Source organism: Rickettsiella grylli (genome assembly GCF_000168295.1).
In the GTDB taxonomy this organism is placed as follows: Bacteria; Pseudomonadota; Gammaproteobacteria; order Diplorickettsiales; family Diplorickettsiaceae; genus Aquirickettsiella; species Aquirickettsiella grylli.
This window is the reverse complement of sequence record NZ_AAQJ02000001.1, coordinates 852,275-879,254: the sequence shown is the minus strand read 5'-3', so window position 1 is coordinate 879,254 and position 26,980 is coordinate 852,275. Positions and strand designations below refer to the sequence as shown.

Below are 26,980 nucleotides of genomic sequence, written 5' to 3'. Positions count from 1 at the left end.
GAAGTTTTAATAATCAAGCCATCCTGTTGATAGAAAGAAATGTTATGTTTTAATCGGTGCTGATATTTCTGAAGCCAAGCAGAAATTGCGATAAAAATAGGATTTCTTTGTGCTCGACCGGTGCGGGCCTGACAACGTTCAAGTCTGGACTATTCCAAATATAGCGAATCGATTTATAACCGTTCTCCAATCATGCGATATGGTCCACTTTGGGGATGCCTTCTAGTGAGGGTTTTCTCATGTTCTATAAAGGGATTGAATGATTTTTCTATGGGCACATAAGAGGCTCGTTCCGCTTTATTCATTCGATGAACAACAGAATGCCTACCAAACATACCAAATAACCACTTCGTAAAATAAACGTGACTGACCCAGTGACCCGGATACTCAAATTCAACGTCATTTTTTAAAGAACTTCTGAAGCTGTTCACATCTTCTAAGGTTGGCATTTCGTGAAAATGGGGAGGGCGTATTTCAGTTTTTTCTTGACCGAATGGCATAAATAATGTGGATATCCATGCAACACTTTTTATTTTTAATTCATTCACGAAACGATTGATTAGACAAGAGAGACCGGTTGCTGAATTTGTAACCGGTCTCTCTCCCGTGTTATGAACAACACGAGGGGAGCGACAATGATGCTTTGTTTTAACATGTTTTAAGCGTGAAGAAAGGGTTGGTTTTGAGGTGAAAAAATGAAAAGGACTCATGGTGTCCTTATGGGTAAACATGAACGTTGAAGGAGCATTTTTTGTCAATGATTTGACAAGAGAACGACGTTGTTTTGTTACATTGGAATTCGCTAATGTACGACCTTCTTCGGTGGATTGAAATTGAGTAGGTTGAATAGATTGAGAACGTAAAATAGCACGAGATTCTTTTTCTAAAATTGCTTCCTGTTTTCGTTTAGCCTGTTCAAAGTCTTCAACGACATACAAATCAGTTAAATTTTTGGATAGAACTATTTTTTGATTTGAAAAGGTAAAGGATAACGTTTCTAATTGAGGCTCGTTATAAAAATTTTCTAAAACAATCGTAAACGGTTTTATTGTGTTTGAAGTCGTTAATGTATTCGTAAAGATTAAATTCGTTTTATTGTGCTGATAAAAGGTATTAAAATCACTTTCTCTTGGGATAATAATTTCTGTATTTTCTTCGACATTCTCAATGCCTAAGGTGATAAAATCATGGGTCTCATCGACGATGAAAGGAAAAGGTTGTAGAGTGAGATTCGGAAAGTTGCCAACGATTTTTAGTGGCGCCACATTTAAAATAATCTGTAAATAGTCTTTATACCAATGGGTTAATAAGGCGTCTTTTAAACGAACAGCAAGATAATCGACAAGTATGTTTTTGTATAGACGGGTACCTAAGATGAGGACTAAATCATTCTCGAATGTTCTTTCTCGTTTTGAAGCTAATAATTGAAATTCATGGGTGTTGTTTTGCGATAAAATGATAACAGTGATTGCATTCGTTGCGATGCCTAAGTCTGTTTCAATTTTAGTTTTTATTTGACGAAAGTCTACTGTATCGATAGCGCGACTGAAGGGGTCGTGATGAAGAATGACGTCGTTCAAGGTTAACAACAGTGGAGGTAATGAAGGTTGAATAATTAAAAGTCCTTGACCGCCATTACTATAAAAGTGAGTTTCAAAGGCATATTTATCATTATAGACGACTTGGTGACCATGATGACCGATTAAAACCCTTTGATTTTGGAACGTCTTTATATTACAAAGCATATTCAGGCGACGGGCAATCGGTGAATAGAACGTGATAATATCGGTTATATTTTTTTGGCTTCCTGTAAAAAAAAGATAATGAGTATCATTAGTTATTTTAATTTCAGTCCCGTCAATAAATTGAAAAAAAATGTTTTTTAATTCAGAATAAATGATTTCTAATTTAAAATTGTTAAGACTAAAATTAGAAGTTTTGACGAAATTAAAAAGAATTTTGTGTATTTTATTGCGATCATTGATGATGACCGTACCATTAATATCCCTATTTTCAAGCAAAGCATTTAATGTTTTCAGAGACGCCTTGGCTTCAATCACTTTTGGTAACACGTCTAAATAGGTTGGGCTGAGAAAAATTTCTGAATTAAATTGATAATCAAAGGTTATCCTACTGCTTGCATTGCTTTTAGCAAGCGTAATTGTTTTGAGCGCTCGAAAAATTTTATTGACTTTTTGTTCTGGAAAGTGAAAAGTGATTACTTTTTTTGATGAGGATAGGGCATATAAGTCAGAAATATCTGCATTCATTAAAAATCGATGGTTTAAAGTGTTATAGAAATTAAACAGGGTAGTGTTACTGTCCAAGGTCAAGTTCACTGAAATCATTCCTGATCCCGATTGAATGCTGTAGATAAAATCACCTTGTTCGGCAGTATTATTTAATGTGCTATAGGGGTTTAAATAAAAGGTTGTGGTGTAATGACACGTTGAATTTTTGGGGACAAAAATAGTATCTGCTTTTTCAAACGTGGGGCCACCGAGGACGTCTACTTTCTGTGTATCACAGCCGGTAATAACCGATAGCGAGAAGTTCCCGCAAATCAGGTTCTCAATATGCTTGATATCCAGCGTATCACGACTATCACTATAGTTTAAAAAACCTTTATTCAGGTTGATCGTTACTTTTTTTTCAGGTTTAAACTCTTTTAAGTTTAGCGTATCTATTCCTCCTTTTCCGTCTAATCCTCTTTTCCCAAAATAATTTGCATTGACGATTTTATTGGCCCCTACAATAAAAGTATCTGCTTTATATCCACCGGCATATCGTTTCGCACCATTATTCACGACAAAGATATTAGAAATATCGTCAAAACCAAATGCGTAATCCTTTCCTTCACCGAGGTCATAAAACGCGGTATTACCGAGGGTATTATTGGTTATATTCAGTCCGAGTGCCGCGTCACACCGAAAAACAATTTCAGGAGGCGGTGGTACCCCGTCTTTTGTTGTTGGAAGACAAAATAATTGTGCTCCAGGAGGCGCCGCAATTCTCTCTCGAGACACTTTTAATTCAGATTGAGATCGTTTTCGTTTAAAATAAACGGAGTTATCTACAATATCTTTAAAAGAAGGACCGCAGACTTTCTTGAGACCTAAACAGTGTTTTCGTTGCATAAAAAATACATTCCCACACGATGCCTCAACGAGTTGGCAGATTATCCCATTTTTCACAATCCCCGGAAAAACAAAATACTTAATTTCAGTAAAATTTTTGATATAATTGAATTGTTTTGCGAGTAAGCGTTCATATTCAGCACCTTCCTCTATCATCGTTTGAAGATAGGCTTCAGGTTTTAGCGTAAGGAAAGCAAGGCATCCTTCTTTAAATTTTTCCCACGCGGTTAACTGAACGTAATGATCTTCATTAGAAACTTTTTTTACAGCACCATAGATTTGGGTTCCCAAGATGATAATAACACTGGCGATATCGGCAAGTGGATTAAACAAAGCGGAAAGTCCCAACGCTGCAATAGTCACTGAAGACAATTCAAGCATTTCGATCCCTATTCCTAACACATCCGTTGTTAAGAAAATTCCATCGCTGATAACACCGATCCACGCTTCCGTATTATGACTATCCTTTTTTAATGCTTTAATTTGTTCGTACATATCATACGCAATGAGTAACCCTGTTCCGCGACGGATAACAGGGGTAACACCCGTTCGCAAAATGCGAGCTTGACTGTTTTTTCCAGCGGCTAACAAACGTGTTGCTTTTTCATCCAAACGTTTCGCGAGATTTACAAATAAATGACTCGAACCGGTAAAGGTCGCTAAATTAATGGCGGCAGTCGGATCACCACTGAATAAATTGACGATTGCTTTTTCAGAAAAAAGGATGCCCATGAAGCGAGAAGAAAATTGGTTGACTTTATTAAGATGCGTCATTATTTTTGCATGATGCGTTAATCGGGCTACTTCTTCTTTTTTTGTTCCACCCATGCGTCTCCATGAAGAAAGATAGTTTAAAATTTTAGTGGGTGTGCTGCCTTTTAATTTTTTCAGATAATCCAATAGTAATTGACTATCTATGATACATTGGGCAGCACGTTTACGTTTCGTCCCCTCCAAGCAGGGTAGTTGTTCAGGATCAAAATCGAGCGGAATAGTTCCGTCCATATCTATTGCGATGTTCCTGATGATATCGTTATTTCGTTGTTCAACGAAGACTGCTGAATCGGGATCGTTCTCATTGGTATTCACGACGTCGCTTTTAACAAGCGGCGTTCGTAGGGCTTGATGAGAGTCCAGTGCTGCTCTTCCGACCTGCTCGTTATAGAATGCCAACAAGGGATAAAATCGTTGATGGTTCCATGCTTCTGTTTGACCCGCAACTTTTTCATAATGAAGAAATTGTTCCTGTATTTGCTGCTGCTCCTCGAAAGAAAAATTTATTTTTCGTGTTGCTTCATTTTTTGAAAAATCAACACGATTTAATGGGCGTAAATAATCTCCTTTTATCCATTGCAATTGAAAATTAACTTCGCGTGATTCAAGACTCGTATCCGGGAAATTGGGTGCAGCATGGATTAATCGCTGGGATTCCACATCAAACACAATCGCTTCGGGTGATGGTTTATCACCCAGATCAGACGATTTAATCACGAATCGATCTTTCTCCGCGTAGATTTGTTTTAAAACTTGCTCGATGTTGTTATCTGATATGGTGCTTGTGTGGGATGCGAGACTGATCCGATCTCGTGCGCCACTGAGATAAAGATCGATTTTAGATCCTTCCGAAAATTCCCGGAGTAGTTGCTCGATAAAACTTAAAGGGCCTGAAAATTGGTCAAAATGAGAAAGGACGACTTTTTTACGGATTGGATCAAACGCAACAACAGCAATACACTGTTGAATATTATACGTCCCTAATGGCGCATTCTTCGCTATTCCTAATTCCCGCTGTAATACGGTATGTGCCATATTATCCAATGGACCTTGCGTCATTTTATAGATTTGATAAAAATAATACGATTTTCGATCCATCAGTGCATAAAGCGTCTTTGTTGAGAGAGGAAAAGATAAAGAGGATGGTCTATAGATTGCTTGCTCCATTAATTCGTTATAAAGCGTTGCAAGTGCTAGATGACCCTGTAATTTTTCCTGTTGATCCAAAGACTGCACTTTATTTAAATTGATCGCTTCATACGCTGCGATTGTCGATGGTCCCTGGGAAAGGGTTATTTTCGCTAGCATTTGATACGCGTTTTCGAGCGCTCCATACGCGTTTAAGCGATGATAAATTTCAATCGCAGCTTCTATATGCTCCTTTGCGTCATTATAATTATAATTATTTATTTGTTCTTCAGCGCTCGATAAATAGAGCGAAGCTTGAATGTGATCAGTTTGATACGCTTGACTATCCATCGTCATTAAATCGGGAAAACTGCTGGGTAATTTTAAGAGTTGATTTTTCCAGGAAAAATACTCTTCTTGCCGGACGCTCGTTAAGCTTTCAAGATACTTTTTATCCAGAAAGTTATTATTGATATCGTCTCTTATTTTCATTGCTTGACAATGATAGTTATCCACCGCTTCGATTAACAAATGATCGTTTTGAGAGGATGCGAGTTCATCAAAATTTTTTAAGTGAAGCGATAACCGGTTGATATCCTTGATGATCTCAAAATCTTTCATGGCAGCGTTAAAAAACGCATTATTTTTTAACGAGGTGAGTGCTGAATCTATGTGATTAATGGTTTCTCTTAATTGAATGAGTTGATCACTCGTTAAGGGTTCCCATTCAAATGTTTTATGGATCGTACCATCATTTAGGTTTTGTAAATCACTCATGCGATAACCGAAACGATCCATCAACTTATCGAGTTTTTTTTCTGACGTCTTTAATTCCTGAATGAAGGAATCAATGCGCGTCGATTCCTGTAATAAATCTTCAGCGATATCTTTTGCAGTTTTACCTTCATAATTGACAATAGCCAGTTCGTCGTTCGTTGCAACACGTAAGAGGAGTTTTAAAATGTTCGGTCCCCGTCTCGCCGCTTTAACCGCTTCATGTAAGGCAGTATTGCCTGCTTTATTGGGTATACTTAAAAGCTTACGATTTTGAAATAAATAGTCTTTTTGATAAAGTAACTTAACCACAAACTCGTTACTTCGGATAACAGCAGTATGTAAAGGTGTGTTTCCGAATTTGGTTTCTTTCATTTCAAGTGTGTCGAGATACGGAATCATTAATTCAGCAATTTCTTTTTCTTTCTGCATCACATCCCGTTGAAATTTTTTTTCGATTTGACTTCGATAGTTGGCAACGATATGTAAGGCTGTTTCACCGTCGCGATCAATAAGATAAGGATTGGCTTGACCTGAATGGATGAGTTCCTGAATCAGTAACGTGTATTTATACGTCACTGCACGATGTAAGGCTGAAAAATGGTCTGGTCCTGTTTGTAGATTAACATTGACACCGCGACTAATTAATTCTCTTACAATCGATGCGCCTTTTTGTTCTGAGGAATGGTCAATTGTTAGATCAGAAAGATCGCCCGTGTAGGGTTGGTTTAATGTATCTGTTAATTGTTCGAACGCAAGCGTCGTTATGCTATCAATAGTCGCGACTAACGGGACCGTTTCACCCTGATAATCGACTAATTCTTCACCTCCATCGTCATATCGATTTCCGTGGAGTATTTGGTTGCTATTGCCTAAATTTGGATCGGCTCCGTGATATAATAATTGATTGACTGAATCAACGTTTAATCGACTACATGCATCATATAAAGGTGTTTTATATTCATTATCCAAATAATTAATCTCATGACCCATTTTTATAAGCAAATTAAGAAGTTCAAGATCTTCTCGTTTGGCCGCTTCATGTAAAAGTGATTGACCGTTTTCTTTATTAATAATAAAAAAAGATCCAGGATTTTTATCCTCTATTATTTGAGCGGATAACGAAAGTGAAAAAGGATCGGCCAACGCATTATATCGAGTATAAAATTCCTCTGGAGGTACCCCTCTATAATCAAGCATTTTTTATTTTCCATCCATTGATAAGTGTATGTTCCGCGCTTATAGTATCCACATTAAATAAAAATAAAAATAACAAAAAAGGTAATTTTATGCCAACTTTTCTAGAAGATTTTGAATGGGTTTCGAGAGATTCAGAACGCGATCAAGAATCAATAACGAAACCATTAACGCGGCCAAGCAACAATTTTCGTCATTTTCGTTTAAACGCAACCCAATTAAATAATCTTAATTTATCCTATCTCATTCGGTTTGCTACTGAAAATCAGTATGTTATTCAAGAGGGGGTGATAGAAACAGAAGATCGAAATATTTCCACTCACTATAAACAACTATCCAAAAATAATAAAAATACTTTTGTTATCTTTCAAACCGTTTCTGATGTTAAATCATCCACGACACTTAATAATCTCGCTTATATTAATCAGGTTATTCAACGTTTTATAGAAAAAAATCCCGAATTAAATGCCATTTTACTACTTCCATTCAATCAGAGTCGTTTCGGAAAACGACACAGTGTTTTAGTTGAAGTGTTGCTCAGAAAAACAGAATTAATTAAAATAATCCTTCATAATTCGCAATCCAAATGGGCCAGCATTTCCTATCCCAATTGTTTAAAAGATTTAAAACAAACGCTACAAATTAAAGATATTCAACAGTTCAATTATGGAAAACAAAACGATACAATTTCCTGTGGATTTTTCGTCCATCGTTATATTCAATCCATTTTGGAAAATAAAAACGCCAACCGATTAGTGGATGTTTATGTTACGTTGAAAGCGAGGGAATCTAATCCGACCTTAATAGAGGATACACTGAATGAAAATGTGTTAAAAAAATACCCTGATGCGCGAAAAATAACCGAGTCGGGTTCTCCATTACCGTGGGTAGAAAACGATCTTGAGAGAACATTGAATAAAAGGTGTTATGAAACCTTAAATGGTTTAAAGCTCGATTTTGATGACTTCGAGGGAGCTCTTTGCGAAAAAACACAAGAAACGCATGAGCATACCATGGCTTTTAGACGATAATTTGCAATTTCGTCTAAAAAGACTACACTGAAGGGTGAAAGTTCCGTTAGATAGCGCTTGAAGTTTGATCCGAAACGGTTGGGGATAGTCTTGATGCATGGTGTGCAAGCCTGCTTAAAGTAGGAAGCCTAAAGTGCATCACAAATCACCATCATAGCATTGTTGCTTTCAAGTCAATAGGCCACTGACGGAACTTTTTCTATTTTATGGATTAAATGTTAATTACATTCAGTGGCTTTCTTCATTTGACTAATAACCGAGCGATCGACCTCCATCGACAGTCATCACTTGTCCTGTCATAAAGTCGGCGTCTTTCATTAGAAAAGCGACTGTTTTTGCAATATCGCGGGGTGTTCCAGCACGCTTTAAGACACTCCGTGCAATAATTTTTTCACGTAAATCGGCATTAAATTCAGTGTCGTCATCCGGCCATAAAACAATGCCCGGTGCAATCGCGTTTACCCGAATGTGAGGTCCTAATTCTTTGGCAAGACTTTTTGTGAGCATCACTAATCCCGCTTTGGCAATACAATAAACGGAATAATTTTTTAAGGGGCGTTGTGCTTGAATGTCAACCAGATTAATAATACACCCTTTTTGTTTTTTGAGATAAGGCGTTGCGAGCTGGGATAAAAAAAAGGGGGCTTTTAAATTGCTGGCCATCATATCGTCCCAGATATCGAGCGTTGCGCTTGCAAAAGGCGTTGGATAAAAAGAAGAAGCATTATTGATTAACACATCCAGCCGCCCCCATTGGTTGATAACCGTATCGATTAAATGCTGAAGGGACGTTGTTTTACATAAATCGGCGCCAACGGAAAGGGCGGAATCAGGTCGTTGTTGATTGAGATGACAGCATAATTGTGTCGCCTGTGATCGTGATGTTCGATAGTGGATGGCAATCCGCATTCCCAACAGGTGACAATAGCGCGCTATTGTGGCGCCGACGCGTTTTCCCGCTCCTGTGATTAGCAAAACTTTATTTTCTGATTTAGAATCTGACATTGATTTGACCTTATTTGATTAGCGTAACAATGATAACGATACCCTTAGATTTACCCGTCCCAACGTCGGCATTACAAGTGCAAAGTGATGCCTTATGCCAACTCATTCGCGAAGAAATAAATCGAGCTGCTTCGCTCTCTTTTTCACGTTTTATGACGCTTGCATTATATGAACCCACGTGGGGATATTATACAGCGGGTTTAGAGAAGTTGGGTAAACGGGGTGATTTTATAACGGCTCCAGAAATTTCCCCTTTATTTTCACAGTGTGTGGGTCGGCAATATCAACAAATCGTTATGCATTTAGGCCAAAGTAACATTTTGGAAATAGGTGCGGGAACGGGCCAAATGGCGGTTGATTTATTGCTCTTTTTAGAACAACAACACAGTTTGCCCGACACGTACATGATTTTTGAAATGAGTCCAACCCTGAAGCAACGTCAAAAAGAACGTTTAAAACAAGCTATTCCTCATCTATTTCCATTCATTCAATGGCTGGATGATTGGCCGAAGAAGCCGATAAAAGGGGTTATTTTAGTAAATGAGGTGGTGGATGCCTTGCCTGTGGATCGGTTTGTTTGGCATGGCGAATGTATTTATGAGCAGCGTGTCAGTTATAAAAAAGGTCGCTTTTGTTATCAGTTGAGTCCCGTTAGGAACGGATCTTTATTGAATCAGTTAACCCAATTAAAAAAAAATTATTTTCTGACGACGCCGATTTATCAATCGGAAGTATGCCAGCAATTGGAACAGTGGGTGAATAAACTCAGTGACGCTTTAGAACAAGGGGTCGCATTCATTATGGATTACGGTTACACCGCGAAAGAGTATTATCACGCCGATAAGGTGAACGGAACGCTTCGGTGTTACTACCAACATCGAGTCCATCAGGATCCGTTAACGTTGATTGGGTTACAAGATATCACAGCGTCAGTGGATTTTAGTCGTTTAGCCCATGCTGCAGTGCACACCCAATTTAAAGTGGCGGGCTATATCCCCCAAGCTGCTTTTTTACTGAATAATGATTTGTTACCGCTCGTAGAAAAATGTTATGATGGACTCTCCTCGTTGGATGTCAATCGACAGGTGCATTTACTCACGTCGCCGAGTGAAATGGGGGAGCTTGTTAAAGTCATGGGCTTGACCCGCAACTGTGATTTTTTCTCACTAAATGGATTTAAATTTTATGATAAACGGATGCGTTTATAGATTGAATGAATTGAATTAATTAAAGAGTGGTTAAACTACAATAAGGGATAGGTCAACTATGATTTTTTCTAACCGTAAAAATGAAAGCAGTCTTGAGCGTGAAGTTTTAGTGGTATTAGAGGGCTTGGATTATTTGAGTCAAAGAGCGCGCGTTTTTTCTGATAAAATACAGCATTCAAACCCACAGCTTTTCCCTGCTGCGGATTGTTTAACAACCATGGCGAATAAAATTGAAAAACTGGCATTTAAATCAACACCAGGATTGAACCTGAGTTAAAAAATTTGGAGCGCAATGTATGCTTCACCATGAGCAAGAAAAGGAGGTTGCTTTAGCGATAAAAAAAATATTAGATGAAGGGATAGCACAAGGACCCTGGCAAGCCAATTTATTTTTAAAAGGGATTAAAAAAAAATTAGAAGAGATGCGTAATGTATTTGTGAATCGAATCGGGTTGGATTATTTCAATGAAGAACACAGAAACCCTGATGCAACCATCGAGGAACAAAATATTGAACTTTATATTGCTCTCTATCAATCACAAGGGTGCAATATGAATAAATGGCAAGAAGTTGTTTTATCGCTAACAAACTATACAATGGGACGGCGCATTTATGACAATGAAACAGATGTTAAAGCAGCGGTTCGTTTAAGCGATAGAAATTTAAATCATGCCTATGTGGTCGTTAGCGTACCCCGCGATGCAATATTCGAAGATACAACAGAAAGCTTACGCACCGATCGTGAAGGGCGCCAATTAGTGAGTTTGCGCCCAAAGGCCATACAAATAAAGAATATCAATCGTTTGGTGCATGCCACCGGAGAATATAAAATGATTAGAAATTTTTTAGTCAAAAATTAATGCTGCTGTTTCAATGAATGACAGCTTAAGCAGAGATAACGGATATATTTAGGCATAATCCCAACAAAAATTTAAGACCGAAGTCGGTAAAAAAAAATCATTATGGCCGCTCCTGCACAACAACAATCCGCTGATAATTCACTTGCACCTTTATGGATTATTCTTTGCATCTTTCTTTTAGGATGGTTGCTGTGGGCTTTTTTTCATACACAAATTGTTGCATTTGCTTTGCAGATTAAGTTTTGGGAGTCGCGTTTAATTGCCTGGGTCATACCCACAGAGACACAACTTCCTTTAGATATTCATCGCCTTATTCCTTCACAGGTTTCTTTTTCGCAATTACTCGATGTGAGTTCTGTTCTGGGTCATTATCTTCGTTATCCAATCATGCTTCTACTCGTTGTGTTCGCTTTAATCATTTATTTTAGTCATGTTAATTTGCAATTTAAAAAATTTTATACTATGCAAACGCTTGCTGAAGCCGAACGAAAAAATTGGCCCCAAATTTCACCCGTTATTAAGCTGGATTTAGTGAAAGAAGATATTGATAAAGGACCTTGGGCTATGGCGTTATCACCCATGCAATTTGCCAAAAAATATCACCTTTTACATGAAGAAAAAATTATTCCGTCCATGACAATGACCGCCAAAAAACATAATCAGCGAACCGTATCCATAAAAAGGGAAGCTGCACGTCAAATATTTATTATGCAATGCGGAGAATATTGGCAAGATATTGACGCCTTAAAGCCCGCAACGAAAGCATTATTTGCCATTTTTGCCGCAAGAGCGAATCGCGACAGGGATGGCGCATTAAAAGTATTATTACAAATTGCAGAGTCAACATTCTACGGACGGCTTAACTTTTCAGGCGTTGATGCCTTATTAAGCAAACATAAAAATACGCATACAGTCCAAGGGGTGATACACCATCATGCGTACGTTTTAACCGTTATGGCCTCGATGTTAGAATGGGCAAGAAAAGACGGCGTTTTAGCCACTGCAGATTTTTTATGGCTTAAACCAACCGACCGAATATTGTGGTTTATGTTAAATTCAGTGGGTCGTCAAACCGCCTTTGCAGAAGTGAGTGGACCTTTTGCGCATTGGAATGTTGAACGTGCAATGGGTCGGCGGCTCATGATGCCTCGTGTAGAAGAGGCAGTCAATGGCTTAGAAGCCGCTGTTAAAGATACACTTTATATTCCCGATTGACGTTTTAGATCGTCTTTCAATAAGAAACACAGGGACCAATTAAGCATGAACTTAAAAAAAACGTTTTTTTCAAATACTCCTTTAGGGTGGGGTACCTGATGGTAGTCGCGCGCGGTTTAGAACAAAAACACGAACAGGATCCGCGACGATTATTACGCGATACGCGTATACTTTCTCAACGCTTTGTCGATTTTTTCAAAAATCCGCAAGCAGTAACCATTTTATTAATCGGTTTTGCGGCTGGCGCTTTTTTTATTCCAGCAATGGCGGATATTATCTTTTTATTGGGTATTTTTTCCTTTTTTTATGCCTATACCCGTAAAACTAGTTTACCTTTTCGAATGCCCCAACGCGCGCATCAACTGGATTATAATGATTTAAAACCCGGAAGTAATAAGCCGCAAAAAGCACGGGGTATTTGTTTGTTTGGGAACGAGTTATCCAGCAAAGAAGAACTCTGGTTTAGCAACGACGATATGCGGACACACTGCTTAATTTTTGGTTCGACGGGCAGTGGTAAAACCGAAGCGTTAATCTCTTTAGCATATAATGCGTTAGTTCAGGGGAGTGGGTTTATTTATGTCGACGGAAAAGGGGATAACAGTTTATTTGCTAAGGTTTTTTCAATGGCGCGCTCTATGGGCCGTGAAGATGATATTTTAGTGGTTAATTTTATGACCGGTGCCCGCGATATTGTTGGGCCTCAAGAAAAACGATTATCCAACACGATGAATCCTTTTGCCAATGGCTCTTCAAGTATGTTATCCCAGCTTGTTGTTAGTTTAATGGATGCGAGTAGCAATACTCCTGATGGAGATATGTGGAAGGGGAGAGCGATTGTATTTGTTGAAGCCTTAATGAAACTGTTGGTTTATATTCGTGACCAAGGTGGGATTCTACTGGATGTGAATGTGGTGAGAAATTATTTTGAACTATCGCGCGTCGAAAATATTGTTGTTGATAAATTATTTCCACGCGATGGTCAAGAACCCTTAAGTTTAATGGATGTTCCCGATGTCGTGTTAGAACCCATTACGAATTACCTCATTAATTTACCCGGCTATGATAAATCTAAAAAAGGAAAGCAAGTCTCCCAAGTTTTGGAACAGCACGGTTTTATTACCATGCAGTTAACGCGTGTGTTTGGTTCTTTAGCGGATACCTACGGTCATATTTTACGAACAAATTTAGCGGAAGTCGACTTAAAAGACGTCGTACTGAATCGCCGTATTCTTTTAGTCTTGTTACCGGCTTTTGAAAAATCACCGGATGAATTATCGAATTTAGGTAAAGTGATTATTGCCTCTTTAAAAGCAATGCTCGCGGCAGGCTTAGGCGAAGAAGTTGAAGGCGATTATCGCGATATCATTGAACGTAAACCAACCAATGCGTTAACGCCTTATTTATGTGTATTAGATGAATATGGCTATTACGCCGTTCCAGGGTTTGCTGTCGTTCCTGCTCAGGCACGTTCGTTAGGATTTTCCATCGTTTTTGCAGGACAAGATTTGCCTGCCTTTCAAAAGGCATCAAAAGAAGAAGCGGCCTCAATTGGTGCCAATTGTAATATTAAATTGTGTATGAAATTGGAAGACCCTTTAGAAACCTGGGATTTTTTCTCAAAAAGTGCCGGTGAAGCATGGGTGACTAAAGTGGATGCTTTTCAAACGCGAGTTGAAAGTGTATTAAATAATTATGCAGATACACGGAGCGCTTCTTCGGAAAAGCGAGCGCGTATTGACTTATTGGATTTAAAAGAACAGCGTGAAGGCGAAGCGCACATTTTGTTTAAATCAAAGATTATTCGTGCACAATTATTTTACGCGAATCCACGCCCTGTTGCTCGAATGCGATTGAATCAATTTTTGAAAGTAGGATTACCGACGAATCGTTATTTATTAGATCTACAATCACGGCTACAAAATTTTCAGACAGTGACCCGCAAAACACAATTTTTATTGAATAAGCTGGATGAATCACCGCTGATTGCTCAATTATCGCAAATTTTAGCGCAGCATGCTGAACGGACCCCTATTAAAGCGGCCCTATCTGCTTTATTTGCAATAGAGCCCAAAGAGACGATAAGAGAAGAAACGCTCGTGGAAGAAGAAATCTTAACGGATAATGAATTAAATATATTTAAACCACTGTTAATCACGCCGCAACTTGCCAATGTGATATTAATCAATAATCCTCAGTTTAATGAGGCGTTTTTAAAACGATCAACGACGCAAAAATTGCTGGCCGTGATAGAAAAGGTTTCAGGTAAATTTGAAAAACATGCGCAGAGTATCGCCGCTGAAATTATTCATGATATGGCGCTAGCGACGCATTATCCACCCGCGCTCAATCATCTCTTATCAGGGGAGGAGATCGCAAAAGAGGTAAATAAACTCGTATTAGCTATTCAAGAAGAACAGGCGTTGAATGAACAAAAATCGGATAATTAAATGAATGGATGGCAAATCAAAATCGCGATAGCCGTTATTTTTCCTTGCTTGTTAGATAGAGCGCGCATTCAAAAAATGAATGAAAAGTGATGCCATCAATTTATCTACTCACATGAGAATCGATTGTTTTTCGAGGCGAGTGAGAAAGCGAAACGATAATGCTTCTTTTTATCGTTAAGTGAGCAACATTCTGTTTTTGGTGAGTTTTTTTCGAAAAAAAACTGAAAAAAACAACACGTGATGGTGTAATAAGCGCTTGAATAAAATGTTGAAAAAATTGAAGAGGGGGTAGCTTTTTTAACGAGAATTGAGTTATAGTTCATAAAAATAGGGCTAAGTTAAAAAAAAGAGGTCCGTAGTGGGGATGCGACTTGAATTGGTTAAATCACGAAAAGGGTTTTACCGAGATAATTATAACCGGGTTTGTACTGCACTTTTGATGACTTTATTGATTATTTTTATACTGAGTTTATTCGTTCTTTATTTCACTATTTTTTCCCCTACACCGGATTTTTACGCAACTGCTCAAAATGGACAATTAACCCGTTTAATTCCCTTAAAACAGGTAACCGATAGGCGTATTTAATTAATAAAAATAAGTTAGAAAATTGAGATGATCATGAAAGAAGATGCGCTACAAATCGTTAAATTACGTAACGAGTTTTATCGAGATAATTATAGAAAAGTTGTTGCCGCGTTATTATTTAGTCTTTTCGTCATCTTCATTTTAGCAGGCGGCTTATTTTATATCGTGACCCATCCTCCTGCACCGCGTTATTTTTCCACGAGTAATGATGGCCGTATTGTTCCTTTAGTTCCTTTTTCGCAACCTAATTTAAGTAATGCAGCCCTATTGGAATGGGCGAATACAGCGGCAACCGCGGCCTATAGCTATAATTTCGTTAATTATCGGCAAGCACTGCAGCATGCTGCCGATTATTTTACGCCGGAAGGTAAACAAATGTTTTTTTCGGCAATAAAAAATTCGAATAATTTACATGCCGTGATTAGTAAGAAATTAATTGTTTCAGCAGTGGCGACAGGTGTCCCTGTCATCTTAGAGCAAGGATTATTAGCGAATCGTTATACGTGGAAAGTACAAATTCCAATGCTCATTACGTTCCAAAGTGCAAGTCAATTTTCCCAACAAGCAGTGACGATCACATTGTTAATTGTTCGTGTTTCAACGTTAACATCGCCACAGGGTATTGGTATTGCGCAATTTATTGTATCGGGAGACGGAGGAGTAACCGGTTAAACTATGTATTTTTTTAATGTTCAAAAAGGAAATCGTCGTTTTATTTTTAATGGTTTAGTCGGGATCGGTTTAATGGCTTTATGCACGCTCTCATGGGCCGTGACACCGGATCTTGCTCACCATGGAGTAGAAACCCTTGCAGAAGGGAATAAAGATTCAGTTTCAGTGCACGACCTTAACAAAGTTGCATTTGGTTCGATGACGCAAGCCATGTTGCCGATGTCGCCGGAGCAAATAAAACGCTTAAGAGCGCTTTTTAATCAAACGCAAGCGGCCGCAGCGACAACACCGGGTACACCACCGCGCCCTACGATTTCCTCTCAATTTGTTCAATTAGAACCGGGCGCGACTCCAACGGTTATTCGTTTAGCCGAAGGTTATGTCACAACCTTGGCATTTCTTGATTCAACCGGTCAACCTTGGCCTGTGGAGAATTACGATATTGGCAATCCACAAGCATTTAATATCCAATGGGATAAAAAAAGTAATTTGCTCATGATACAGGCAACTTCATTATATAACGTTGGAAATTTAGCGGTTCAGTTACGTCATTTAGAAACGCCTGTGATGGTGACACTGATTTCAGGTCAAAAAGCGGTTGATTATCGCGTTGATTTACGTATTCCCGGCAATGGCCCTCATGCGAAAGCCCTTTTAGGGAGAAATCTTCCACAACGTGCTAATCCGGTTTTATTAAATGTATTAGAAGGCGTTCCTCCGCCGAAAAATGTCGCATTAAAGGTTTCAGGCGGTCTCGCGCAAGCGTGGTTAATGGACAATCATCTTTATCTACGAACGCGTTTAACCTTAATTTCACCGGCTTGGATCGCGTCCATGTCGAGTCCTGATGGGATGAAAGCGTATGAAATGCCTAAAACACCGCTTATTTTGGGTTTTGAAGACGGACAATCGATTCAATTAAAAATTGAAGGATTTTAAAAAAATGAAACTTCAATTAAAAAATATGATCTATTTATTTAAAAATATCCGTACGCGTAGCATTATTATAGTCACAGGATGCATCCTTCTATTTGGTTTTTTATATGGGTTTATGCACCTTACCAACAAAAAACCACCCGTTGAAAATACATCCATACAACTGAAAGAAACGCCGGATATTGATTCCATTCCGGGAGGATTAAAAAAACCACCGTCTACGGATTATCAACGTTTGCAAGCACAACAGAATCTTGAACAAGCGGCGCGTGCTGAAAAAACGGGTGTCAGTGTTATTCCGACACTACTCGATTCAAATCAATTTCATGACGAGGAAAATTCACTCCAAATGAATCGCTGTCAAAAAATGAATAATGCCTGTTCTCCCACTTCCTGTGATAACGGTGCAAAAGTCTCCTGCGAAAATACTCTCTTCTCAATGAATGGACCCTTATCCTTTTTACAACCCAGTCAATTGAAATCAGGAACGTTAATTTATGATATGCAAGGAAAAGTCATCGGACATCTCGGTGCTGATGGCAAAGTGCGGGATGAATCTGGGCAACGGATAGGCAAAGTAGGGCCAGATGGTTTAGTTCGCCGGGCAGAAGGGAACGTTATCGGTAGCGCAGCAGTGCCTGCACGGGGTGATTCTGTTTATGATGCCACAGGTCGTTTGATTGGAACAGTAGGTTGGGAAGGAAAAGTTCGTGATCCAAAAGGGCACCTGATCGGCATGGTCGGCCCGGACGGTATTGTACGCGATGCTCAACATAACGTTATCGGTAAAGCAGGTGTTAACAGAGTCGGTGCACCCGTCTATGATACAGAAGGTCATCGGTTAGGTACGATTGATGCAGAAGGTCGGTTAAGTGATGCGTCAGGTAAGGTGTTGGGTGATGTTGATTCGAATGGTGTTGTGCGTAATTCTTCGAACGACATCATTGGCCATGCTGACTTAAGAGGAATTCATGAAAAAAGGCAAGCGATTCCAGGCGCGCCGGTTTATGATCATCAGGGTCGATTAATCGGTACATTGAATAGTGATGATGACGTTCGCGATGAGCACGGGAACGTGATCGGTCAGTTAGATAAGGAGGGGCTAATTCGTGGATTAGAGGGGAAAATTATTGGCAAACTGGGTGCCACGGCGCCTGGCGCGCCGGTTTATGATCGCCAAGGTCGTTTAGTCGGAACGGTCAGTAGCGATGGTATTGTAAGAGATGTGCAAGGAAAAGCATTAGGAAAATTAAGTTCAGATGGAATGATTCGCGATGCGCAAGGAAAGGTTTTGGGCAGCATCGCCGCTTTTCATCCCAAAAACCTTGAATTAGGTACGAGCAATGAGCCAACACCAGCGACAGTTCGTTTACTTCCGGATACGATAAGTAATTCATCTAATCCAGAATTACAACGCGTTTTAGAGAGACAAGCACAACAAATTTCTGCTCAAAAGGCCGATCAGTTACAAGAACAAATGCAAACGGCGATGAGTACGCAAGCCAGTCAGTTGTTTACAGCATGGGCTTCACCGAATCAACGCTATGTAACGGGCATCCCTGATGTCGATCGCATCCAGGATGGATTGAACACCCCATTGGCCGAAAAAGGGGATACAAAACCGCCTGCTGTTAAAGCCGGAACGATCTTGTATGCCATATTATTAACGGCTGTTAATAGTGATGAACCGGGTCCCGTACTTGCAGAAATTGTACAGGGAAAATTTAAGGGTGCACGTTTAATGGGAACGTTGAGTAATCAGGGTCAAAAAATTTTACTTTCTTTCAACACGCTAACCCTTCCTCATTTATCCAAAAGCGTAGCCATTAATACGGTCGCTATTGATGAAAATACCGCGCGTACTGCATTATCAAGTGATACGAATAATCATTATTGGTTACGTTATGGAACGTTATTTGCTTCTGCTTTCCTTCAGGGCTATGGTCAATCGTTTTTAGATTATGGTAATAATTATTCTGGTGCGGTGGTGATTAATCCGAGTAATCAACCGATTGATCTATCCCCACGCCAACGTGTTTTTGTGGGTCTAGGTCAAGTCGGTGAGCAATATGCATCTGCGTTAAGAAATGTATTCAACACACCACCGACGGTAAAAATTTATTCAGGAACACCCATGGGGATATTATTTCTTTCAGATTTGTCGGCATTACCGAATTAATTTTTAGTTAATTTTTTAAGAGTGAGCGCATAATGGATAACAAAAATAATAATAACATCGATGAAGAATATAAATTTCAAGATTCAACAGAATCAACGTCCAATTTTTCCAGTATCGCCAATAATAAAGATTTCGCATCGACGTTTTTTGAAAAAACGCGACGCCGCCATATTTTTTTACTATTATTGATGTTGGCGGTGAGTCTCGGTATTTATAAAGTCGTTAGTCAGTTAATGCACCGTGTCTCTGCTTCGAAATCAGTAACTGCAAAAATACAAAAATCGACTACAGTGGTTAAGCCAACCGCATTGCAAATGAACAATGCGATCATGAATCGGCTGAATCAAATTGAACACCAGCAACATGAATTTCAATCACAGATCCAAGGTGTTGACTCAGAATTTAATAACCTTAAATCAACGCTTGCCGATTATCATTCACGTTTACTGAGCCTCGATGAACAAACACAACAGTTGCAGACTCAACAAGACACTTTTTTGCAGAAACAAAAAGATGAAGAAATGAAACGAATTCAAGAAAAAAAGTTAGCACCTAAACCTATTTATTATGTGCGTGCTATCATTCCAGGCCGCGTCTGGTTAAGCTTACAGGATGGTTCAACCCTAACCTTAGGTTTAGGGGATAAATTAACGGGCTATGGCGTTATCACAGCCATCAATCCGGAACAAGGGACAATTTCGTTAAGCTCAGGAGCGGTTATAGGATACAATCCAGATGATAGGTAGCGGCCATGCACTTATTTTCAGACATGACGATGATAAAAAAACAATGGAAAAATATTCTTTTTCTACTGATTTGCTTCTTTTTAAGTGGTTGCAGTAATGTCCATTATGCGCATGTGGAAAACATGTTGCTCACCCTGTCAAATCAATTTCCTAATATTTATCGACTCATTACAGCGTTATCTTACTTAATGGGCATGGCGTTTATTTTTCGTGGGATCTATCAATTAAAGGTTTATGGAGATTTACGGACAATGATGTCAGTACAAACGAACTTTAAAGCGACGATGATGGTTTTTTTTGCAGGTACGGCATTACTGTATGCCCCGACGGCATTTAAAAGTATGTTGTTATCGACATTTGCAACGACCAGTGTGACTGACCCAATGAGCTATATGCCAGCCAATAGTCTATCGACGCTCTTAGCCTCTAAGGCCGTTTTGCGCTTTGTCCAATTAATCGGTACTATCTCGTTTATAAAAGGGTGGGTAAGCCTGACCCATGTTTCGAACCCGAATGGCCGCAGTACGATGGGTAAGGCTGTTACGCATATTGTTGCAGGTCTGTTAGCCATTAATATTGAAGGCACAAAAGAAATGTTACAAGCAAGTTTTGGTATCAGTTAATGGAGTGTGGTATAAATGAGAACGTTTGGAGTGTTAAAAAAATGAAAAATAAATATCTTACGTCCAAGTTCCTGCAGCGCAGTTTATTAGGTTTATCTCAAATCGTTTTGCATATCAGTATCTATTTCTATACGGGTTTAGCGTTCGCGGCCGATGGGGATGAGAATTTAGGCAAAGTGGCGAGCACCATTACAGGTTCTTTTGGTCAGCTGGCAAAGCTCATTACTGCCGGTGCTTATATGGCAGGTATTGGTTTTTGTATGGCGTCGATGCTTAAATTTAAAGCACATAAAGATAATCCCACGCAGATCCCTATTGGAACGCCCATTGCGTTACTGTTTATTGGGGCCGCATTGATATTTTTGCCCAATATATTTCGTATTGCCGGTTACACGATTTTTGGCGGGACCGGCGGCGCAGGAGGCGTGAGTGGTACAACAGGCCTTCCTGGAGGAAATTTGTAAAATTTTTTGGGAAAAACACAGGGTTAAACACACCATGAAAAACATAAAAGAAGCGTTGATGAAAGGTCGTATGCAGCGCATTCTCTCTTTATTAACGGTGATGCTGGGCACTTTATATGCAGCGTCGAGTAAAGCCGATGGTGTGATGACATTAGGGGATATGGCGCTAACGATTACTAAATCCTTTGAAGGCTTGGCAAAGCTGATTACAGCGGGTGCTTACATGGCTGGGATAGGGTTTGTGATGGCCTCAATGCTCAAGTTCAAAGCGCATAAAGATAATCCAACCCAAATTCCAATTGGAACACCTATCGCCTTATTATTTGTGGGATCGGCCTTGATTTTTTTACCGCACATATTTGTTATTGCCGGTTACACCATTTTTGGCGGGACTGGCGGTGCGGCTGGTATTTCAGGCACAACGGGTTTGTAGGATTTTTTGTCAATGTATCCTATTAAACTCAATGTTAATCCCAAAGGTTGGCGCTTGTTCATGCAACGAAAAATGGATCGACGTTTCGATGAATTTAGTTATAAAATTTGGAAGCGTGATGATTTTACGTGTCAATTTTGCGGTTTACACTCCAAAAAATATCAAGAGGTTATTAATTTAGATCAAAATTACATGAATAATAAAACCTCTAATTTAGTAACAGCCTGTAGTTTATGTACACAATGCTTTTTTTTAGAGGCCGTTGAATCCTACGGTGGGGGTACTTTAGTTTATTTACCCGAAATATCGCAAAATTATTTAAATGGTTTCTGTCATGTCCTGTTTGTGGCCATGAACAATAATACACACTATAAAGAAACAGCGCAAAATCTCTATCGAAGTTTGAAATTGCGTGCTCAGGTCATCGAAGATGAATGGGGAATGCAGTTGCAGGAACCTGCTATTTTGGGCCAACTCATTATTGAAGCAGACGACAACCGTTTACTCGATAAGAAAATTTTTAATACCATTCGTTTATTACCTTCGCGAGCAGGGTTTAGGGTTCAAAATAACGAGTGGTCCGGTTCAATTCACCCTTATTTATAATAACAGACGGGTATGGCGAAATTTCTAGATTCGTTTTTAGATGGGATAGATTCTTTTCTAGCCTGGTTGAGTACATCACTGAAACAGACGATGGAATCTTATTGCGATTTAGAAACAGCCGATAGTTCTACGGTTCTTGTTGCGCATGACGGATCGTTAATTTCCGTTATCCAAATTTTAGGCGTGACGCAGCTCATAGGAACCACTGAGTTTCAACGTTTGCATGAAGGTTTAACACAATCTTTACAGATTGCACTTTCACGCTCAGGCCATGCACTACAAGTTTTATTTCAATATGATAGAGCACAAGCAACGCATTTAATAAAAGAAATTTTAGAACCAGGGAGGCAAACCAGTGATCGATTAAATATGGAATTAACGGATTTATTTGCCGAACGAATTAATTTTCTATCGAAACATTGTGCTTCTGAAGTGGTTTATTTTGTTTTATGGACACGTCCCTCGAGTTTGACCACGGAACAATATCAGCGTTCGACAAAAGAGAAGTTAAAATTTATTCGCGAAAAAAAAATAACGCCTTCACGTTTCACACAAAATGTCATTGCAGCGATACCTGATTTACGCGATACGCACGATGCTTTTATTCGTTCGATACGTCATGATTTAGCGAATTTAAACATCACCGCGAATTTATTGGAGGTTCACGATGCGTTACATGCGATACGTTTTGTGGCTGATCCCACTTTTACGGATAAAAATTGGCGTCCAGTCTTACCCGGCGATAAAATACCTTTAAAGGAATATGATCGATCGCGCAATACGCTTTCAGATATTTTATGGCCCTCATTGGCGCGTCAAGTATTACCCCGGGATGCGGAAAATATTGATTTGAGAACCGTACGTTTTGGTGACAAAATTTATTCTTGTGTGTTTATTGATCTTTTACCGAAGGAAATTAAACCGTTTAATCTATTATTGCAGCGGACGTTATCGGCACGAATTCCTTGGCGTATTTCTTTCTTTGTGGAAAGTGATGGTTTACGTTCGATTAAGCTACGGTCCGTATTGGCGTCTATACTGAGTTTTTCTTCAGCGCAAAATCGTTTACTCAGCGATGCGAATCATTTATTGCAGTATGTTGCCATTAATACAGACGACGCGGTGGTGAGATTGCGCGTTGCGGCCTGCACATGGGCACCGGAAGGAGAAATAGGCTTATTACGTACGCGTACAGCGGAGTTAGCCAAAGCGATTGAAGGGTGGGGATCCTGTGATGTTTCTGAAGTGTCAGGTGACCCTTTTGGCGGCGTGGTTTCAACACTGTTAGGCATTTCTGCAGAAAGCGTGGCAACACCGACGATACTTCCTTTTTCGCAATTAGTTTACATGCTGCCGATTACACGACCCGCGTCTCCATGGAAAACGGGCGCACAATTATTTCGAAGTCCGGATGGAAAACCGTGGCCGTTCCAACCCGGATCCAGTGAACAAACCACATGGATTGATCTTATCTATGCGCGCCCTGGTTCGGGTAAATCCGTCTTGTCTAACACGTTAAATTTGGCCCTTTGTCTGGCAGGAGGGTTACAACGTCTCCCGCGGATTGCCATTATTGATATTGGTCCATCGAGCAGTGGTTTAATTTCTTTATTACGTGAGGCATTGCCGGTATCGAATCGACATTGGGTTGCCTATCATCGTTTACGCATGAGTGCGGATTATTCGATTAACCCTTTTGATACACAATTAGGTTGCCGCTATCCCACACCACAAGAGCGTAGTTTTTTAGTTAATTTTCTAACGTTGTTAACGACACCGCTCGGTGCCACTAAACCCTACGATGCCATTTCGGATATGGCGGGTCTCGTGATTGATGAACTGTATAAAGGTCTTTCCGATGAAGGTATGCCGTATTCCTATACGGTAGGTATTGAACCTTTAGTGGATGGAATTTTAGAAGAAATGGGTTTTATTGCCGATCAGCGAACAACCTGGTGGGAAGTGACCGATGCTTTATTTATTTCAGGTTTTTCACATGAAGCCATGTTAGCACAACGGTATGCGATGCCTTTATTAGCAGACGCCGCGTCGATCTGCCGGTCGCCGATGATCGAAGATTTATATGGAAAAGTCACCGCACCCACCGGAGAAAGTTTAATTAATGCTTTTTCACGAATGATCTCGAGCGCGATTCGCGAATATCCTATTTTATCTCGCGTGACCCGCTTTGATTTAGGCGAAGCGAGGATCGTTTCACTCGATTTAGATGAGGTTGCCAAAAGTGGTGGAGATTCAGCAGATAGACAAACTGCAGTCATGTATATGTTGGCGCGTTACATACTGGCTCGGAATTATTATTTGAGTGAAGAAAATTTAAAAGATATCGCCGGTCAATATCGTGAGTACCATAAACAACAGATTGCAGAGTTACGCGAAGATCCAAAACGGATTGTATTTGATGAATTTCATCGCACCTCAAAGGCCAAGGCAGTCCGTGATCAAGTCATAACGGATATGCGCGAAGGTCGAAAATGGAATATTCAAATTGCTTTACTTTCTCAATCCCTCGATGATTTTGATTCAGTGATGGTCGAATTTGCCACTTCAATTTACATTATGGACGCCGGACCCGCACAGTCCATTGAAAAATCAGCAGAAGTTTTTGGTTTATCACCCACGGCTAAAATTGCCCTACGGACCCGTGTGCATGGTCCGCGTGAAGGCGGAGCAACCTTTTTAGCCCAATTCGCGACGAAAGAAGGAATGAATACGCAGTTGTTGACATTAACGTTAGGTCCTATTGAGCTGTGGGCCTTTAGTACCACCGTGGAAGATGTCAATTTACGACACCGACTTTATCGAAGTTTAGGTCCCCTCGAAGCACGGCGTGTATTAGCGCGTTTATTTCCCAATGGGAGTGTTAAAAAATTAGTGGAAAGACGTTTAGCGGCGTTAAAGGAGGAGAATGGCGTTATTACGGAAGATGCCAACCTGGGAATGATTGAACAAATTGCAGAAGAAATTTTGAAAAATTACCGAAAAGATCCAGCATGCGTTGCAAAAATAACCTGAATAGGAATACGCGATAGAATTTTATAGGTAGATAAACATTAAAAATAAAACGTAATCCTCAATAGTAATAAAAAAGGAGAATAGGATGAGAGATGAAAATCAGGAAGCGAAGGATAATTTTGTAATTTTACAAAAAAATGAAATAACCCAAATGAAACAGGAGGTTTTGGATATTTTGGATACGATCCGTTTTGGAAATCATCGCTTAGAGAAACAATGTGAACGCGATGTTGAATTATTGAGTCTCGCGTTAATCGACTATGGCTTCACTGAACACCATAGATTAAAAGCGGATACACTCTTAAAAAGTATGTTGCTTTTATTTTTTAGTCAAGTTTATTATCGACATTCCCAAGACCGCCGTTTCTACCCATTAGATACGTTGAATACTGACCTCAAAAACAAGACAACATTAACCAATTTCCCTATCGCCTCGATTTTATTACATGGGAGTCGTATTCTTATTGAATTTCCGAGTGAAATGGCACACGAAATCGCAGATTGGTTGATTGTCGATCAAAATAGCTGGCGGTATCTTGCAACGCATCATATTAGTCCTTTAAAAAACGTTGAAGTGATTGATCCTAAAAACAACCCGTCAGCACTTCCTTTTTATAAGTTTTTAAAAGAAGAAAAAGTCAATGGAGCACAAGCGGCGTTTCATTTTATGTCCGATGCCCTGTCATCCAAAATGACAACCTATTTAAACTTTCCTGCTGAAGACACGGACGTGTTCGGCCATTGCGATCGGAATGGGCATTATGGATTTGATTTAGCATTAGGCGGTGTGGGTAATCTACATTTTGCGTCCCAAAAAACAATTCAAAATAATGGCGAGCATGGGCATTTATACATCAATTTTTACCCCGGTGAACCAAAAAAGCATGCCGGTTTATTATTAGGGATTGAACAATCCGCTCCTGGTCAATGGGATCAATTCGGTTCTTGGCATGATTTTAATATCAATGAAAAAAAGTATAGCGCATCAGGAGGTGATTTTTTTTGTAAAAGGCCTGATGTATTAGAAATTTATCAGAACGATTATCAAGGTTTAACCATTCTTCCTTTTGCCAGTTATTATGACAGTCTTTGGAGCTTTATATCGAAGGATACATGGACTTTAATTAAAACATCGTTTGAAAAATGTAAAGCAGCGTTGAGTTTATTAAGTAGAGAAAAAAAATTGTCTTTTATTCGAGATATTTTGACGTCATCGGGTGGCGTGAACAACGATGATTTTACTCGTTGGTTTGGTGCGTATTCTCAAGAGATTTTGCAAGATGATTTACTCATTCAGTCTGAAAAACAATCAAGTGAAGTAAAGCACATTCAGCTTCAAAATCAACTTCAAGAGTTAGCATTTAAAAATGAGCAATTTAATAAAAAATTAATCGAATTACAGCAACACATGACGGATATTCAAACAATAAACAACCTATTATTATATAATCTTGCAAAATGCTTTATGTTATCCGTTATTCGGCAGATGGGGTGGCGTGCGAATAATCATACTATCCGAAAAAAAATTTTAAAGAGTGTACAAGAAGTTTATTTTGAAATAAAAAAACATCCTATCAGGGAATTATTAAAAAGCTTTATTACAATGCATTTAATAAATAACCAGGGTGTCCGTTATCGATCAATTTATTTCGCCAAAGCCTGCTTAACTTCTTTGAAACGTCCGCAATATCAACCTTTAATTCCCATTTTATTTTTTAAAAAAAATAAAATTAACTATATGGACTTACTACGATTAATAACCGACACTGAAATAGAACGTAAACCAAAATTTAATTTAAAAAAATATCCAAAAAATAATTCTTTTTTTCGTGAAGAAAGTGTTTTTAGAAAAAACCAGTACCGTGTAGATTCTGATAATGTCAGTTTCTCAGAACGGGATAGTGTTTATACACCTTAAATAAT

Annotated in this window: 19 protein-coding genes and 1 other RNA gene; 18 read left to right on the top strand and 2 right to left on the bottom strand. The window is 39.2% G+C overall.

The genetic code is table 11. The features are described from left to right. Positions 1-173: 173 nt before the first annotated feature. On the bottom strand, positions 174-7,013 hold the full coding sequence (locus RICGR_RS04055) for an ankyrin repeat domain-containing protein (RefSeq protein ID WP_006036013.1): 6,840 nt from the start codon (positions 7,011-7,013) through the stop codon (positions 174-176). Positions 7,014-7,102: 89 nt separating this feature from the next. Between RICGR_RS04055 and RICGR_RS04050 the strand changes: the two genes are divergently transcribed. Together RICGR_RS04050 and ssrS are read left to right on the top strand one after the other, a co-directional pair. After that, positions 7,103-8,041: a hypothetical protein gene (locus RICGR_RS04050; protein WP_006034800.1), complete on the top strand. Its 939-nt coding sequence runs from the start codon at positions 7,103-7,105 to the stop codon at positions 8,039-8,041. A gap of 37 nt (positions 8,042-8,078) precedes the next feature. Then, positions 8,079-8,239, top strand: a non-coding RNA gene (gene ssrS / locus RICGR_RS08165) — 6S RNA. Positions 8,240-8,290: 51 nt separating this feature from the next. Here the strand turns inward: ssrS and RICGR_RS04045 are convergent. Beyond that, positions 8,291-9,046, bottom strand: coding sequence for a pteridine reductase (locus RICGR_RS04045; RefSeq protein WP_006035378.1), 756 nt, complete (start codon positions 9,044-9,046; stop codon positions 8,291-8,293). A 29-nt stretch (positions 9,047-9,075) separates the two neighbouring features. On the opposite strand from RICGR_RS04045, the gene RICGR_RS04040 reads away from it, so the two are divergent. From RICGR_RS04040 to RICGR_RS03965, 16 genes are all read left to right on the top strand, one after another. Beyond that, complete coding sequence (locus tag RICGR_RS04040) at positions 9,076-10,254, top strand: class I SAM-dependent methyltransferase (RefSeq protein ID WP_006034945.1); 1,179 nt, start codon at positions 9,076-9,078, stop codon at positions 10,252-10,254. Positions 10,255-10,312: 58 nt separating this feature from the next. Beyond that, positions 10,313-10,531 (top strand): hypothetical protein, encoded by a 219-nt coding sequence (locus RICGR_RS04035; RefSeq protein ID WP_006035557.1) that lies wholly within the window; start codon positions 10,313-10,315, stop codon positions 10,529-10,531. Positions 10,532-10,550: 19 nt separating this feature from the next. Further along, entirely contained in the window at positions 10,551-11,114 is a 564-nt protein-coding gene (icmQ, locus tag RICGR_RS04030) for a Dot/Icm secretion system protein IcmQ (protein ID WP_006035473.1), read from the top strand. A 102-nt stretch (positions 11,115-11,216) separates the two neighbouring features. Next, entirely contained in the window at positions 11,217-12,329 is a 1,113-nt protein-coding gene (icmP, locus tag RICGR_RS04025; RefSeq protein ID WP_006035248.1) for a type IVB secretion system coupling complex protein DotM/IcmP, read from the top strand. Positions 12,330-12,427: 98 nt separating this feature from the next. Further along, positions 12,428-14,779, top strand: coding sequence for a TraM recognition domain-containing protein (locus RICGR_RS04020; RefSeq protein WP_006035697.1), 2,352 nt, complete (start codon positions 12,428-12,430; stop codon positions 14,777-14,779). A gap of 364 nt (positions 14,780-15,143) precedes the next feature. Continuing rightward, the gene (locus RICGR_RS04015) at positions 15,144-15,365 is read left to right on the top strand and encodes a hypothetical protein (protein WP_006035301.1); all 222 of its coding nucleotides are present in this window, start codon (positions 15,144-15,146) and stop codon (positions 15,363-15,365) included. 33 nt (positions 15,366-15,398) lie between these two features. Beyond that, positions 15,399-16,037 (top strand): type IVB secretion system apparatus protein IcmL/DotI, encoded by a 639-nt coding sequence (locus RICGR_RS04010; RefSeq protein WP_006034711.1) that lies wholly within the window; start codon positions 15,399-15,401, stop codon positions 16,035-16,037. Between the two features lie 3 nt (positions 16,038-16,040). Next, a complete protein-coding gene (locus tag RICGR_RS04005) occupies positions 16,041-16,976 on the top strand; it encodes a DotH/IcmK family type IV secretion protein (protein ID WP_006035539.1) in 936 nt (311 codons plus the stop codon). Positions 16,977-16,980: 4 nt separating this feature from the next. Next, positions 16,981-19,152 (top strand): TrbI/VirB10 family protein, encoded by a 2,172-nt coding sequence (locus RICGR_RS07495; RefSeq protein ID WP_006034910.1) that lies wholly within the window; start codon positions 16,981-16,983, stop codon positions 19,150-19,152. A gap of 32 nt (positions 19,153-19,184) precedes the next feature. After that, positions 19,185-19,898 carry a hypothetical protein gene (locus RICGR_RS07490; protein ID WP_006035659.1) on the top strand — a complete coding sequence of 238 codons (714 nt, stop codon included), beginning with the start codon at positions 19,185-19,187 and terminating at the stop codon, positions 19,896-19,898. A gap of 5 nt (positions 19,899-19,903) precedes the next feature. Beyond that, complete coding sequence (locus tag RICGR_RS03990) at positions 19,904-20,521, top strand: hypothetical protein (RefSeq protein ID WP_006035147.1); 618 nt, start codon at positions 19,904-19,906, stop codon at positions 20,519-20,521. A gap of 41 nt (positions 20,522-20,562) precedes the next feature. Then, positions 20,563-20,985, top strand: coding sequence for a hypothetical protein (locus RICGR_RS03985; RefSeq protein ID WP_006035789.1), 423 nt, complete (start codon positions 20,563-20,565; stop codon positions 20,983-20,985). 34 nt (positions 20,986-21,019) lie between these two features. Then, the gene (locus RICGR_RS03980; RefSeq protein ID WP_006035176.1) at positions 21,020-21,418 is read left to right on the top strand and encodes a DUF6750 family protein; all 399 of its coding nucleotides are present in this window, start codon (positions 21,020-21,022) and stop codon (positions 21,416-21,418) included. Positions 21,419-21,430: 12 nt separating this feature from the next. Next, on the top strand, positions 21,431-22,024 hold the full coding sequence (gene icmJ / locus RICGR_RS03975) for a type IVB secretion system protein IcmJDotN (protein ID WP_006034709.1): 594 nt from the start codon (positions 21,431-21,433) through the stop codon (positions 22,022-22,024). A gap of 12 nt (positions 22,025-22,036) precedes the next feature. After that, complete coding sequence (locus tag RICGR_RS03970; RefSeq protein ID WP_006035698.1) at positions 22,037-25,057, top strand: hypothetical protein; 3,021 nt, start codon at positions 22,037-22,039, stop codon at positions 25,055-25,057. 85 nt (positions 25,058-25,142) lie between these two features. Then, positions 25,143-26,975: a hypothetical protein gene (locus tag RICGR_RS03965; protein ID WP_006034952.1), complete on the top strand. Its 1,833-nt coding sequence runs from the start codon at positions 25,143-25,145 to the stop codon at positions 26,973-26,975. Positions 26,976-26,980: the final 5 nt, after the last annotated feature.

Excerpts from the sequence above, each read along its gene's own strand:
- RICGR_RS04010 (WP_006034711.1), top strand. The coding sequence starts at position 15,399 with ATGAAAGAAGATGCGCTACAAATCGTTAAATTACGTAACGAGTTTTAT.
- RICGR_RS04040 (WP_006034945.1), top strand. The coding sequence starts at position 9,076 with ATGATAACGATACCCTTAGATTTACCCGTCCCAACGTCGGCATTACAA.
- RICGR_RS07490 (WP_006035659.1), top strand. The coding sequence starts at position 19,185 with ATGGATAACAAAAATAATAATAACATCGATGAAGAATATAAATTTCAA.
- RICGR_RS03965 (WP_006034952.1), top strand. The coding sequence starts at position 25,143 with ATGAGAGATGAAAATCAGGAAGCGAAGGATAATTTTGTAATTTTACAA.
- RICGR_RS04035 (WP_006035557.1), top strand. The coding sequence starts at position 10,313 with ATGATTTTTTCTAACCGTAAAAATGAAAGCAGTCTTGAGCGTGAAGTT.
- RICGR_RS04020 (WP_006035697.1), top strand. The coding sequence starts at position 12,428 with ATGGTAGTCGCGCGCGGTTTAGAACAAAAACACGAACAGGATCCGCGA.
- RICGR_RS07495 (WP_006034910.1), top strand. The coding sequence starts at position 16,981 with ATGAAACTTCAATTAAAAAATATGATCTATTTATTTAAAAATATCCGT.
- RICGR_RS03980 (WP_006035176.1), top strand. The coding sequence starts at position 21,020 with ATGAAAAACATAAAAGAAGCGTTGATGAAAGGTCGTATGCAGCGCATT.
- RICGR_RS03970 (WP_006035698.1), top strand. The coding sequence starts at position 22,037 with ATGGCGAAATTTCTAGATTCGTTTTTAGATGGGATAGATTCTTTTCTA.
- RICGR_RS03985 (WP_006035789.1), top strand. The coding sequence starts at position 20,563 with ATGAAAAATAAATATCTTACGTCCAAGTTCCTGCAGCGCAGTTTATTA.
- icmQ (WP_006035473.1), top strand. The coding sequence starts at position 10,551 with ATGCTTCACCATGAGCAAGAAAAGGAGGTTGCTTTAGCGATAAAAAAA.
- RICGR_RS04045 (WP_006035378.1), bottom strand. The coding sequence starts at position 9,046 with ATGTCAGATTCTAAATCAGAAAATAAAGTTTTGCTAATCACAGGAGCG.
- RICGR_RS04005 (WP_006035539.1), top strand. The coding sequence starts at position 16,041 with ATGTATTTTTTTAATGTTCAAAAAGGAAATCGTCGTTTTATTTTTAAT.
- RICGR_RS04050 (WP_006034800.1), top strand. The coding sequence starts at position 7,103 with ATGCCAACTTTTCTAGAAGATTTTGAATGGGTTTCGAGAGATTCAGAA.
- RICGR_RS04055 (WP_006036013.1), bottom strand. The coding sequence starts at position 7,013 with ATGCTTGATTATAGAGGGGTACCTCCAGAGGAATTTTATACTCGATAT.
- RICGR_RS04015 (WP_006035301.1), top strand. The coding sequence starts at position 15,144 with ATGCGACTTGAATTGGTTAAATCACGAAAAGGGTTTTACCGAGATAAT.
- icmP (WP_006035248.1), top strand. The coding sequence starts at position 11,217 with ATGGCCGCTCCTGCACAACAACAATCCGCTGATAATTCACTTGCACCT.
- icmJ (WP_006034709.1), top strand. The coding sequence starts at position 21,431 with ATGTATCCTATTAAACTCAATGTTAATCCCAAAGGTTGGCGCTTGTTC.
- RICGR_RS03990 (WP_006035147.1), top strand. The coding sequence starts at position 19,904 with ATGCACTTATTTTCAGACATGACGATGATAAAAAAACAATGGAAAAAT.